At 66.8% G+C, this 12,967-nt stretch carries 11 protein-coding genes and 1 pseudogene; 7 read left to right on the top strand and 5 right to left on the bottom strand.

Annotation, left to right across the window (positions count from 1 at the left end):
* Window positions 1-141: 141 nt before the first annotated feature.
* Window positions 142-1,152: an EF-P beta-lysylation protein EpmB gene (gene epmB, locus VLF18_RS21755; RefSeq protein WP_325281731.1), complete on the bottom strand. Its 1,011-nt coding sequence runs from the start codon at window positions 1,150-1,152 to the stop codon at window positions 142-144.
* A gap of 81 nt (window positions 1,153-1,233) precedes the next feature.
* Here epmB and efp point away from each other — a divergent pair, with 81 nt between their 5' ends.
* The 7 genes from efp (at window position 1,234) to VLF18_RS21720 (ending at window position 10,043) form a co-directional block, all read left to right on the top strand.
* Window positions 1,234-1,800 carry an elongation factor P gene (gene efp, locus VLF18_RS21750; RefSeq protein WP_325281730.1) on the top strand — a complete coding sequence of 189 codons (567 nt, stop codon included), beginning with the start codon at window positions 1,234-1,236 and terminating at the stop codon, window positions 1,798-1,800.
* Window positions 1,801-1,923: 123 nt separating this feature from the next.
* On the top strand, window positions 1,924-3,252 hold the full coding sequence (locus VLF18_RS21745) for a TRZ/ATZ family hydrolase (protein ID WP_325281729.1): 1,329 nt from the start codon (window positions 1,924-1,926) through the stop codon (window positions 3,250-3,252).
* A gap of 20 nt (window positions 3,253-3,272) precedes the next feature.
* Window positions 3,273-3,980, top strand: a complete 708-nt coding sequence (ubiG, locus tag VLF18_RS21740; protein ID WP_325281728.1) for a bifunctional 2-polyprenyl-6-hydroxyphenol methylase/3-demethylubiquinol 3-O-methyltransferase UbiG — start codon at window positions 3,273-3,275, stop codon at window positions 3,978-3,980.
* On the top strand, window positions 3,977-4,651 hold the full coding sequence (gene gph, locus VLF18_RS21735) for a phosphoglycolate phosphatase (RefSeq protein WP_325281727.1): 675 nt from the start codon (window positions 3,977-3,979) through the stop codon (window positions 4,649-4,651). Before ubiG ends, gph begins: the two co-directional genes overlap by 4 nt.
* Window positions 4,648-5,475, top strand: a complete 828-nt coding sequence (locus VLF18_RS21730) for a hypothetical protein (RefSeq protein ID WP_325281726.1) — start codon at window positions 4,648-4,650, stop codon at window positions 5,473-5,475. Before gph ends, VLF18_RS21730 begins: the two co-directional genes overlap by 4 nt.
* 112 nt (window positions 5,476-5,587) lie before the next feature.
* Window positions 5,588-6,559 (top strand): GTP cyclohydrolase FolE2, encoded by a 972-nt coding sequence (folE2, locus tag VLF18_RS21725; protein ID WP_325281725.1) that lies wholly within the window; start codon window positions 5,588-5,590, stop codon window positions 6,557-6,559.
* 556 nt (window positions 6,560-7,115) lie between these two features.
* Window positions 7,116-10,043: a TonB-dependent receptor domain-containing protein gene (locus VLF18_RS21720; RefSeq protein ID WP_325281724.1), complete on the top strand. Its 2,928-nt coding sequence runs from the start codon at window positions 7,116-7,118 to the stop codon at window positions 10,041-10,043.
* Between the two features lie 188 nt (window positions 10,044-10,231).
* On the opposite strand, the gene VLF18_RS21715 is transcribed toward VLF18_RS21720, so the two are convergent.
* From VLF18_RS21715 to VLF18_RS21700, 4 genes and pseudogenes are all read right to left on the bottom strand, one after another.
* A complete protein-coding gene (locus tag VLF18_RS21715; protein ID WP_325281723.1) occupies window positions 10,232-11,050 on the bottom strand; it encodes a M23 family metallopeptidase in 819 nt (272 codons plus the stop codon).
* On the bottom strand, window positions 11,047-12,381 hold the full coding sequence (locus VLF18_RS21710) for a dihydroorotase (RefSeq protein WP_325281722.1): 1,335 nt from the start codon (window positions 12,379-12,381) through the stop codon (window positions 11,047-11,049). The genes VLF18_RS21715 and VLF18_RS21710 overlap by 4 nt, the downstream gene beginning before the upstream one ends.
* A complete protein-coding gene (gene yidD, locus VLF18_RS21705) occupies window positions 12,378-12,641 on the bottom strand; it encodes a membrane protein insertion efficiency factor YidD (RefSeq protein WP_325281721.1) in 264 nt (87 codons plus the stop codon). Before yidD ends, VLF18_RS21710 begins: the two co-directional genes overlap by 4 nt.
* Window positions 12,642-12,733: 92 nt before the next feature.
* A pseudogene (locus VLF18_RS21700) lies at window positions 12,734-12,967 on the bottom strand (hypothetical protein); the annotation flags it as partial.

The raw sequence follows: 12,967 nt of genomic DNA, 5'->3' as shown, positions 1-12,967 counted from the left end.
GCGACACGCGGTTCCGGTCCGCAACTGGCGGGATCAATCTTGGAAGTCGATAAGCAAGAAGGTGCGAGCAACCGCTTGTCGTTGTTTTTACCGGATTCGTCCGATTATTTCCACACGGAATCCAGCGGCTTGCGTGCGTCGTCACAGCGGCGACTTCGACGGTTCGCCGGCGATCTCGCGCACCAGGCGGGGGACGAGATAGCCCGGCAGCCGGTGGCGCATGGTTTCGACGAGCGCGCGCGCGGTCGCATCGTCCACTTCGAAGTGCGCGGCACCGAGAACGCGGTCGAGCTGGTGCAGGTAGTACGGCAGCACGCCGGCCTCGAACAGCCGCTCCGACAACGCAGCGAGCGCGTCGGCATCATCGTTGACGCCTCTCAGCAGCACGGCCTGGTTCAGCAGCGTGCATCCGGCCTCGCGCAGGCGGGTGCAGGCGAGATCGACCGAAGCGTCGAACTCGTTGGTGTGATTGGCGTGCAGCACGACGACTTTCTGCAGCGGCAGCGACGCGAGCCAGCCGGTCAGTCCGGCGTCGACGCGCTCGGGCAGAACGACCGGCAGGCGCGTGTGAATGCGCAGGCGGTGCACGTGCGGAATCGCGACGAGCGCGCGGCCGAGTTCGGCAAGCTTTGCGTCGGACAGCGACAGCGGGTCGCCGCCCGAGAGGATGACCTCGCTGATGCCCGGATCCGCGGCGATGGCTGCGAGCGCCTCGCGCCAGCGATTGGCCGCGGCGGTTTCCTCGGCATAGGGAAAATGCCGGCGGAAACAGTAGCGGCAATTGACCGCGCAGGAACCGGTGGCGATCAGCAGCGCGCGTCCGGCGTATTTCTGCAGGACCCCGTGTGCCGAACGTGCCGCGTGGTCGCCGACGGCGTCAACGGCGAAGCCGGGTTGGGCCAGGCGTTCGGCGTGCTGCGGCAGTACCTGCAGCAGGAGCGGGTCGGTGGCGTCGCCGTACCGCATGCGGGCGACGAAGCCGCGCGGGACGCGCAGCGGGAACCCGGCATCCCCTTCGGGAAGCAGCCGCTCGGCCTGATTCGCCAGACCGACCAGGCGCAGCAGCTCGTACGGGTCGGTGACGGCATCGCGCCAGAGCTGCTGCCAGCGGGGCGCCGGTGGCTGCGCGAGCTGGCGGTTAGCGGTTATCATCGCGGGCTTGAATTTCCGGCTTCACGGCCAATCGACCATTGTAGCCGCAGATCGGCGGCGATTCCCCTGCAGGAGCGACCCATGGCCAGCTATGGCATGAATGACGTCAAGAACGGCATGAAGATCATCGTGAACAACGAGCCGTGCGTCATCACCGACACCGAATACGTCAAGCCGGGCAAGGGCCAGGCATTCACGCGCGTCCGTTACCGCAACATCAAGTCGGGCCGCGTCGTCGAGCTGACGATGAAAGCGACCGATTCGCTGGAGCCGGCCGACGTCATGGACACGGACATGGAATATCTCTACTCCGACGGCGAGTTCTGGCACTTCATGCATCCGGAAACGCATGAGCAGGTCGGCGCCGAGGAAGCCGCGATGGCCGATGCGGCCAAGTGGCTCAAGGGCAATGAAACCTGCGTCGTCACGCTGTGGAACGGCGCGCCGCTGACGGTCGCCGCACCGAACTTCGTCGAACTCGAAATCGCCGAGACCGATCCGGGCGTCCGCGGCGACACCTCCGGCGGCGGCGGCAAGCCGGCCAAGCTCGAAACCGGCGCCGTGGTCCGCGTGCCGCTGTTCGTGGCCCAGGGCGAGAAGATCCGCGTCGACACGCGCACCGGCGAATACGTTTCGCGCGTCAAGTAAAAGGCGCCGCTGCGGCAATGTGACTCATCGCCGGCGAATCTCGGGGGAAATCCGTGCGAGCGGGTTTCCCTTTTTCGTTTCCGCCCCCATGATGCGCCGATCGCACAAGCAAAGGAGCCGCGTGTGAGTTCGTCCGAACCGACCGCTGTCGACCTTCTGATCGAAGCCCGCTGGATAGTGCCGGTAGAACCTCACGGCGTGGTCCTCGGCGATCATGCCGTCGTCGTCGACGACGGCCTCGTGCGGGATCTGCTGCCGATCGCGCAGGCACGCAGCCGGTATGCGCCGCGCGAGACGCGTGTGCTCGACGAGCACGTGCTGATTCCGGGACTCGTGAACGCGCATACGCACAATCCGATGACGCTGATGCGCGGCATCGCCGACGATCTTCCGCTGATGACCTGGCTGCGCGAGCACATCTGGCCGGCCGAAGCGCGTGCGATGAGCGCCGAATTCGTGCATGACGGCGTGACGCTCGCGATCGCCGAGATGCTGCGCGGCGGCACGACCTGCTGCAACGAAAACTATTTCTTTCCCGACGCGCAGGCGGCGACCTACCGCCGGCACGGATTTCGCGCGCTCGTCGGCCTGCCGCTGATCGAATTCCCGAGCGCCTGGGCGCGCTCGCGCGACGAATACTTCGACAAGGCGCTCGCGGTGCACGACGAGTACCGCGGCGATACGCTGATCGGCACGGCGTTCGCGCCGCATGCGCCGTACACGGTCAGCAACGAGAGCTTCGAGCGCGTGCGCATGCTGTCGGATCAGCTCGACATCCCGGTCCACGTGCATGTGCACGAGACTGCGCAGGAAGTCGAGGATTCGCGGCGCGAGCACGGCGTGCGGCCGCTCGCGCGGCTGCAGGGGCTCGGCATCGTCAACGATCACCTGATCGCCGTGCACATGACCCAGCTCGACGACGCCGAGATTCGTCTGTGCGCCGATGCGGGCGTGTCGGTCGTGCACTGTCCCGAGTCGAACCTGAAACTCGCGAGCGGATTCTGCGCCGCGGAAACGCTGCGGCGTGCCGGAGTCAACGTCGCGCTCGGCACCGACGGCTGCGCGAGCAACAACGATCTGGACATGTTCGGCGAGATGCGGACGGCCGCGCTGCTGGCGAAGGGCGTGTCCGGCGACGCGAGCGCGTTCGATGCGGCGTCGACGCTGCGCGCCGCGACCCTGAACGCGGCCAGGGCGCTCGGCTGGGGCGATCGCATCGGCTCGATCGAGCCGGGGAAATCCGCCGATCTCGCTGCAGTGCGCCTCGACGCGCTCGAAACCGTGCCCGTGTTCAACGTCGTGTCGCAGCTCGTCTACGCCTGCGGGCGGCATCAGGTCAGCGATGTCTGGATCGCCGGGGCGGCCAAGCTCGTCGGCGGCGTGCTCGTCGACATGGATGAAAGTGCGCTCCGCGCAAAGGCGCGCGAATGGGGCGAACGCCTGCGCAACTGATGTCCGACGGACTTGCAGAAATGACAGCAAACGAAAACGTCGATCGCAGCGAAACCGCCAAGTTCGATCGTCTGGCGAGCAGATGGTGGGACCCCAACGGCGAATCCCGCCCACTGCACGATCTGAACCCGGTGCGGCTCGCCTACGTCGCCGAGCGCACGAGCCTGCGCGGCGCGCGCGTGCTCGATGTCGGCTGCGGCGGCGGCCTGCTCAGCGAAGCGCTCGCGGCAGCCGGTGCCGAGGTGACCGCGATCGATCTCGCGCCCGGCGTGCTCGATGTCGCTCGCCTGCATCTGTACGAGAGCGGCGTCACGGTGAACTATCGCGAGATCAGCGCCGAAGCGCTCGCCGCCGAGCAGCCCGGCAGCTTCGACGCGATCACCTGTATGGAAATGCTCGAACACGTTCCCGACCCGGGCAGCATCGTCGATGCCTGCGCGCGGCTGCTCAAGCCCGGCGGACGCTGGTTCGCCTCGACGCTCAACCGGACGCCGCAGGCGTTTGCGCTCGGCATCGTCGGTGCGGAATACCTGCTGCGGCTGCTGCCGCGCGGCACTCACCACTATCGCCAGTTCATCAAGCCGAGCGAAATGGCCGCGGCGCTGCGCGCGAGCGGACTCGAACTCGAAGACCTGCGCGGTCTCGACTACAACCCGCTGACGCGGCGGGCCCGGCTCGTATCGTCGGTCGCGGTGAACTACCTCGCCTGCGCGCGCAAACCGGCATGAGGCTGCTCGGTCGCGCCATCGACGCCGTGCTGTTCGATCTCGACGGAACGCTCGTCGACTCGGCGCCGGACCTCGTCGCCGCGATGCAGCGGCTCTGCCGCGAACTCGCCCAAGCCGATCCCGATGCCGTCGCCGTGCGCAGCGTCGTTTCCAAGGGCGGGCGGGCGATGCTGCGGCGCGGCCTGCCGGGGCTCGACGACACGCGTTACGAAGAACTGCTGCCGCGGTTTCTCGATATCTACGCGGCCGACATCGCCGCGCTGTCGCGGCCGTTCGACGGTGTCGAGGCGCTGATCGCCGCGATCGAAGCACGCGGCGCGCGCTGGGGCGTGGTCACGAACAAGCCGGGCTGGCTCGCGCGGCCGCTGCTCGATCGGCTCGGCTGGGCGCAGCGCAGTGCAGCGCTCGTCAGCGGCGATTGCCTGAGCGTGCGCAAGCCCGATCCGGCGCCGGTGCTGCGCGCGTGCGAACTCGCCGGCGTCGCGCCGCAGCGCTGCGTCTACGTCGGCGACGACCGGCGCGACATCGATGCCGGCCGCGCGGCCGGACTGCTGACGGTCGCCGCGGCCTGGGGTTACCTCGACGGCGAAGACCCGCATGCCTGGCGTGCCGACTGGGTCGCGGCGAGCGCTGACGAACTCCATCGCGCGCTGCAGTCCGAGGCTGCATGAACGGCCTGCCGGCCGACGTGGCGAGCTTCGTCGCGAAGCTCGAACAGGCGTATCCGGAGTTCCGCATCGTCGGTCCGCTGCTGGCGCGCCGGGACGCGTCGCTGCTCGCGTTCGAATGCGTCGCGCACGAACTCGTGCAGGCGACGTTCCATCTCCCGGAGATTTCGGTCGCGACGGGCAAGCTCACCTGGTGGGGCGAGGAACTGGCGCGCTGGGCGAAGGGCGAGGCGCGCCACCCGCTGACGCGACGCGTGAATCCTCGCGGCGGCGACGGTCCGGACCTCCGCCTCGTCGACGGCCTGATCGACGCGGCGATCCGCCACCACGATGCGGCGCCGCCCGCGGATCACACGGCGCAGGTCGCGGCCGCGGCGCCGGCCTTCGTTTCGATCGAGCGGCTGCGCGTCGCGATGCTCGGCACGCCCGAGGCCGCCATCGCGCCGCAGGCTGATCTCGCCGTCGCTACACATCTGCTGCGCGAACTCGCACGCGTGCCGCTGACCGAAGAAGTGTCCGTGTCGGCGATTCCGATGCATCAGCTCGCACGCCATCAGCTGACTCGCGCAGAACTGGCTGCACCGGGCGCGGCTCGCGACGCGGTCGCGCGCGCGCAACTGGCCGACATCGCCGCGATGCTCGCCGGGATGCAGCCAGCCATCGACGGCGTTGGCGGCTGGATGGCCCGCGTACGCCGGCGCTGCGAGCAATGGCGTTCGCGGCCGCTGGGGCGGGGCGACGCGTTCGCACAGCTTTGGGGGCGTCTCGACCGCGCGCCGTGGAATACGGTCTGGCTGGCCTGGACCGCTCAGCGGCGCGGGCCCTGAAGGCCGCGGTAAGCTATTGACCCCCGGCGAACCGGCCTTATCTGTGTCACGGCCGCGACAGCGGCCCGTCGCGCGCGGGCGCCCGGACCCGCCGCCGTTTCAAGGATTTCCGATGCGTAGCAGTGAAAACACCGTGCGTTCCATGCCCGATGTGGCCAACGAAGCCCAGCCGCACCTGGCCGGAGCGCTCGACTGGGTCGGCATGGGCGAGATCGAGGTTCCGGTCTGCGTTGCCGCAGGTGACGGCAGGACCGTCCACTCCGGCGCACGCGTCACTGCGTATGTGAACCTCGCGCGACCCGACGTTCGCGGCATCCATATGTCGCGGCTTTATCTGCATGTCGACAAGTCGCTGTCGAACGAGCCGCTGACGCCGTGCTCGCTGCGCCGCCTGCTCAAGGACTTTCTCGACTCCCACGCCGAGCTGTCGGACCGCGCGCTGATCCGCGTCGCGTTCGACTACCTGATTCGGCGTCCGGCCCTGGTCAGCGACAACAGCGGCTGGAAGTCGTATCCGATCGTCCTGACGGCACTCATGGACCGGGGTCATTTCAGCCTGGAGCTCGGCTGCGAAGTCGTCTATTCCAGCACCTGTCCCTGTTCCGCGGCGCTGGCGCGACAGCTGATCCAGGAACGCTTCGGTGAGGACTTCGCCCGCGGCCGGCCGCTCGACTACGACCAGGTGATGTCCTGGCTCGGCAGCGAGCAGGGCATCTGCGCGACTCCGCACAGCCAGCGCAGCTCGGCCGAGATCCGGGTCAAGCTCGGCACCGGCTTCGAGCTGCCGATCGTCGAGCTCATCGATCGCGTGGAGAACGCGTTGAAGACGCCGGTGCAGACCGCGGTGAAGCGCGTCGACGAACAGGCGTTCGCGAAGCTCAACGGCGAGAACCTCATGTTCTGCGAGGATGCCGCACGCCGCGTGCAGCAGGCGCTGGCCGGCGACGAGCGCATTGTGGACTTCTGGGTCCGTGCCTCGCATTTCGAAAGCCTGCATCCGCACAACGCCGTCGCGATCGCGACCAAGGGCGTGGCGGGCGGCTACGAAGGCGGCATCGACAGCTTCGCGCCGCTGCGGCGCTGAACGCGCAGCACGGGCAACACGTTCATGACGACGCCGGCACTGTGCCGGCGTCGTTCGTTTTTGCGTTGCCGAAACTGCGCGATCGCGTTGCTCCCGGTGCGCTCAGCGCGCCATTCCTGCCGGTTTCCGGCCAAGTAACCGGTTAACGCGATTTTTCTGGCGCGGCATGCTGCGCCGCCGCATTGCAAAAATTACCCGCCTCACGTAAATACGCACAACCTGCGCATACGCGAATGAACGTACGCCGCGTAGCGTAGGTACGCAGCAAGGGGTTCGCGGCGGAACCGGGGAAATTCTGACTGTACTGACGCAGCCTCGCGTGATGCGAGCGCTGTCAAGGGCATATGCGTCTGCCAACGGGCACGTATCGCTGTTGAGTACGTCTGTCTTCGTACGATTCCATTGGCGAATTGCCGCGGTACGGGGCCGCGTCAGCGGCAGACGTTCCGTACCACTCGATTGGCGCAGCGCCGTGCGGCTTGCGCCATCGGTGCATTGGGGAGCGGTCCGGATCGTCGATCCGCCGCAAGAAACACCTTCGAGTAGGAGTATATAAATGTCACGTCGCCACAATGTGTTGTCCTGGGCTGTGCGCTACGCCCTGTTTGCCGGTAGCGCCGGCGTCGTCGGTTTCGCACCGTCGCTGGCTTTCGCCCAGCAGCCTGCGCCCGATGACGAAGCCGCCCAGCTCGAACGCATCGAAGTCACCGGTTCGCGCATCCGCAAGGTCGACCTCGAAACCGCCCAGCCCGTCCTCGTCATCGACCGTGCCGAGATTCAGCGCCAGGGCTTCCAGTCGGTTGCCGATATTCTGCAGAACGTGTCCTCCACCGGTTCGCCCGCGATCAGCCGCGCCGAACCGCTGACCGCCGGCGAATCGCCGGGCGGCTCGTTCATCGATCTGCGCAACCTCGGTCCGCAGCGCACGCTGGTTCTCGTGAACGGAAAGCGCCTGGGCATCAACACCAACGGCCTGCAGGACGTCAGCACGATCCCGACTGCGATCATCCAGTCGGTCGAAATCCTCAAGGATGGCGCGTCCTCGGTCTACGGTTCCGACGCGATCGGCGGCGTGATCAACTTCATCACGCGCACCAATTACGAAGGCATGGAAGCCAACGCGTACTGGGGCCAGTACAGCGAAGGCGACGGCGACATCCAGCGCTGGGACGCTTCTCTGGGCTACAAGGGTGACAAGGGTTCGCTGATTGCGGTGGCCGAATACAGCGACGAAAAGGTCGTGAACGGCAGGGATCGCGAGTTTTCGCGCTACCCGCGCGGCCAGTTCCATCCGTTCCTCGGCTGGACCACGGTCAGCCAGTGGGGCGTGCTCGTGCGCAGCGCGGCCAACGGCGGCAACGTCGTGCTGAATCGCGGCGGCAACCCGTACAACATCGCGGACTACCATCCGACCAACGGCACGGCACCGGACGGCGACGTCAGCAACACCAACACCCAGACCGATCTGCGCACGCCGATCGAGACCAAGAACCTGTTCGTCTCCGGCGACTACCAGATCGCCGACTGGATCCGGTTCAAGGGTGACGTGATGTACAGCGACCGCGACGCCACGCGCACGGTCGCCGGCTATCCGTTCCAGAGTGCGGCGTTCCCCGGTACGACGATGTCGCGCGACAGCTACTTCAACCCGATCGGCAGCCATCACGGCTTCGCCACGCCGACGGCTACCAACTTCCAGCGCCGTACCTGGGAAATTCCGCGCGTCTCCGGCAGCAGCCTGCAGACGTTCCGTTCGACGCTCGGTCTCGAGGGCTCGTTCGAACTGGCCGACCGCACCTTCGACTGGGACGTGAGCTACCTCTACACCCAGAACAAGCTGAACCAGTCCGCCTACGGCAACCTCAATCTCACGCGCGTGACGCAGGCCGTCGGGCCGTCGTTCCTCAATTCCGCCGGCCGCGTGCAGTGCGGCACGGCAGCCAACCCGATTCCGTTCTCGGCCTGCGTGCCGTGGAATCCGTTCCTGCCGTTCGGGCGTGCCGGCGACGGCGGCCTGACCAACAATCCGGAGCTGCAGAACTACCTGTTCCAGGAAGAGCACAGCACCGGCATGACCGAGACCAAGATCTACTCGGCCAATATCACCGGTCCCATCGTGACGCTGCCGGCCGGCGACCTCTCGTTCGCCGCCGGTGCCGAGCACCGCGCGGAATACGGCGAGTTCATCCCCGATGCGCTCGCCCAGACGGGTTCCTCGACCAACCTCGCGGCCGGTCCGACCAGCGGCAGCTACAAGGTCGACGAACTGTACGCCGAGCTGTTCGTGCCGATCCTGCGTGATGTCGCCTTTGCCAAAGACCTGAGTCTCAGCCTTGCTTCGCGCCGCTCCGACTACGACACCTTCGGTAGCACGACGAACAACAAGATCGGCTTCACCTGGAAACCGATCGACCAGCTGATGTTCCGCGGCACGCGCGCCGACGGCTTCCGCGCGCCGACGATCGCCGACCTGTACGGCGGCGGCTCGCAGACGTTCCCGTTCTATACCGATCCCTGCGATACGGTGTACGGCGCCTCGCGTACGAATCCGGCGGTCCGTGCGCGCTGCGCCCAGGACATCCAGAACGCGGACACCTATCGCCAGCTGCAGCAGGGCTTCGTACCCACGACCGTCGCAAACGCGCAGTCGCCGGTTGCGTTCGTCTCCGGCTCGAACCCGCTGCTCGTACCGGAAGAGTCGCGTTCGAACACGCTGGGCCTGGTGTGGAGCCCGACCTTCTCCGAAGGGCTCAACATGAGCCTCGACTGGTGGAAGATCCGCATCGATCAGACCATCGTCGCAGACGACCCGACGACCAAGCTCAACGACTGCTACGTCGACGGCAACGCGGCACGCTGCGTCGGCTTCACGCGTGACCCGGTGCTGGGCATCGTCAACACGATGACCTTCGGTCAGCGCAACGCCGGCTACGTCGAAACCGAAGGCTTCGACTTCGATCTGTCGTACAAGCTGCCGACCGACTGGGGCAACTTCGGCCTGGTCTGGCAGAACACCTACGTCAGCAATCTCGAGTTCAAGTCGACCAACGTGCCGACCGTGCGTCACAGCGAAGCGAACTCGTTCTCGGGCAGTGCGGGCATCAACTTCCGCCTGCGCTCGATCGCGACGCTGAGCTGGGACTACGGCGATTTCGGCGCCAGCTGGGGCGCGCGCTACTTCTCGAGCTCGAAGGAAACCTGCCTGAGCGCGGCGACCTTCCCGGATGAGTGCAGCGATCCGAACTACATCGCGGCGAATCCGTCGGACACGCGTCCGATCAACCGCGTCGGCGCGAACACGTTCCACGATCTGCAGGTTCGTTGGAAGGCACCGTGGAAGGCCACGATCTCGCTCGGCGCCAACAACGTGTTCGACCATCAGGCCGGTCTGAACTACTCGAACCCCGCTTCGTCGAGCACGCCTTATTACGGCGCGTTCGACATCGGCCGGTTCTATTACGTCCGGTACCACCAGACCTTCTGATCGGGACGGGCTGGTGTTGCAAGTCGGAGGCCCCGCAGAAATGCGGGGTCTTCTTTTTTGTTCTGTGAAGAGGAGTGAGAAGTGAGCGGGCAGACGCGCCTCGCTGCGCTGCACCCGTTCCTCAGTCCCGATCCACTCTTTTCCCGTCCTCTGCCCGTCGGCGCGATGCCGCGCGACCCGGTGCGGTTTCAGGGCGCCGGCAGCAGCGCCGGATCCAGCCGCACGTCGAACCAGTTGAAGCCCCAGTGCACGTGCGGTCCGCTCGCGCGGCCGGTCGCACCGGCGGCGGCAAAGACGTCGCCCCGTTTCACGCGGTCGCCGCTCTTCACGTCGATGCGGCTCAGGTGCAGGAACGAACTCGTGAGACCGTGACCGTGGTCGATGAGCACGGTGCCGCCCGTGAGCACGAGGTCGTTTGCCACGAACGTCACGACGCCGTCCGCGGGCGATTTCACCGGCGTGCCCGTGGGTACCGCGATATCGAGGCCATAGTGCGGCGCCTTCGGCACGCCGTTGTCGATGCGCTGGCTGCCGTAGACGCCGCTGATGCGTCCATGTGCGGGCCGTGCGAAGCCATGTGCATAGTCGTCGCGGTCGTCGTCGCGCCGGCGCGCCTCGGCGACGCGCGCCTGTTCATCGGCGATGCGCCTGGCGAGCTCCGGATCCGGCGTCACCGTGTGCTGAGGCAGTCCATCGACGCGCTCGATCTTGTACGTGCGCTGCGTGACGGCCATGCGATGCGTTTCGGTCCTGCCGTTCGGAAGCAGAACGGTCACGGTCAGCGTCTCGGGCGCGTCGCGTTCGACGCCGAACACGAAACGGCCGACTGCATCGACGCGCGCTTCGCGCGTGCCGACGGTCACACGGCTGCCCGGCGCGGCGCGGCCGATCACGAGCTGACCCTGTTGCGCTTCGCGCGGCAGGGTCGCCGCGCCGGCGAGGCCACTGACAGCGAGGGCGATGAAGGGCAGGGCGGGACTGCGGAAACGCGCGGTGTCGCGCCTCATCGGTCGAATTCGAGACGCATGCCGCGCACGGAGTCGTCGACGCGCGTGCCGTCCCAGGCGCGCCGACCGTTGACCCAGGTCGACACGATGCTCGAACGGAACGTGTGGCCTTCGAATGGCGACCAGCCGCAGCGCGACAGGATCTCCTCGCGCGTCACAGTGTGCGGTTTGCGCGGATCGACGAGCACGAGGTCGGCATAGTAGCCCTCGCGCAGATAGCCACGTTCCTTGACCTGGAACAGATCGGCCGGTGCGTGCGTCAGGCTCTCGACGACGCGTTCCAGCGGGATCGTACCGTCGAAGGACTGCTCCAGCGCGCACTGCAGCGCGAACTGGACGAGCGGCAGGCCCGACGGCGCCTGTTCGTAGGGCAGCGCCTTCTCTTCGATCGTATGCGGCGCGTGGTCGGTCGCGAGCACGTCGATGCGCCCTTCGCGCACCGCGGCGACGATCGCTTCGCGATCGCTCTCGCTCTTGATCGCCGGGTTGCATTTGATCCTGTTGCCGAGTGTCGCGTAGTCCCGTTCGGAATAATGCAGGAAATGCACGCAGGTTTCGGCCGTGATGCGCTTGTCGCGCAGCGGTCCCGGCGTGAACAGCGCGAGTTCGTCGGCGGTCGTGATGTGCAGGATATGCAGGCGGGTCCCGTGGCGCCGCGCCAGTTCGACCGCGAGCGTCGACGATTTCAGGCAGGCCTCGCGCGAGCGGATGTACGGATGGCGCTCGACCGGAATCGCGCCGCCGTAGCGTTCGCGTTCGCGCGCGAGGTTCGCATCGATCGTCGGCGTGTCCTCGCAGTGCGTCACGACGATGGTCGGCGCCTCGCGGAAGATTGCATCGAGCGTGTCGGGATTGTCGACGAGCATGTTGCCCGTGGACGCGCCCATGAAGATCTTGATGCCGCAGGCGGCCTTCGGATCGAGCGCGCGGATCACGTCGAGATTGTCGTTCGTCGCGCCGAGATAGAACGCATGATTGGCGACGGACTTCGCCGCGGCGCGCGCGTACTTGTCTTCGAGCGCGTCGAGGGTCGTCGTCGTCGGCTTGGAGTTCGGCATCTCCATGAAGCTCGTGATGCCGCCGGCGACCGCGGCGCGCGATTCGGTCGCGAAATCGGCCTTGTGCTCGAGACCCGGCTCGCGGAAATGCACCTGGTCGTCGATCATACCGGGCAGCAGCCAGCAGCCCGACGCGTCGACCGTGGTTTCGTCGGCGCGCGCATCCAGCTGTTCGGCGATCACGTCGATGCGCCCGTCGCGCAGGCGCACGTCGGCAATGTAGCGGCGTCCTTCATTGACCAGCTCGGCATTGCGTATCAGCCAGTTCTTCATGAGTCCTTGCCTTCGAAAGGGTCCGATGATTGACGCCGGAACGTGAAGCGCGCGGGTACGTAGTCGAAGCCGCCCGCACTGAACGGGTTGCAGCGAAGCAGGCGCCAGCCGGCGAGCGCGCTTCCGCGCAGTGCGCCGTGTCGCGCGACGGCGACGCGCGCATAGTGCGAACAGCTCGGATAGTAGCGGCACCGTGCGCCGAACAACGGGCTCAGCAACCGCTTGTACAGGCCAAGCAAATAGAGTATTAGCCGGGACACGGAGGCGAGAAGCGCAGGACTTGGCGATGCGCGCGAGCGCAGATTTCCGGCGGTTGCCGGTGCTGGGGACTTAGGCTATAACACGCCGCCGCCTAGCCACAACGGTGAACGGAAATGGCGAAAAGCACGCGTAGTACGACAAAGAAAGTCGTCGCCAAGGGGAAGCCTGCGGCGAACGCCAAGGCGGTGAAGAAAGCGTCGGGCGCCGCGTCGAAGAAGGCGGTCGCGAAACCGGCGCCTTCGGCGAAGAAGACGGCGAAGCCCGCGGCGAAACCCGCGAAGACGGCGAAGCCCGTCGCGAAGGCGGCGAAGCCGGCATCCAAGCC

Origin of the sequence: Tahibacter sp., from assembly GCF_035481375.1 — a bacterium.
Classification (GTDB): domain Bacteria; phylum Pseudomonadota; class Gammaproteobacteria; order Xanthomonadales; family Rhodanobacteraceae; genus Tahibacter.
Note: the sequence above shows the minus strand (reverse complement) of the source record. Positions and strands in the feature narration are given on the sequence as shown.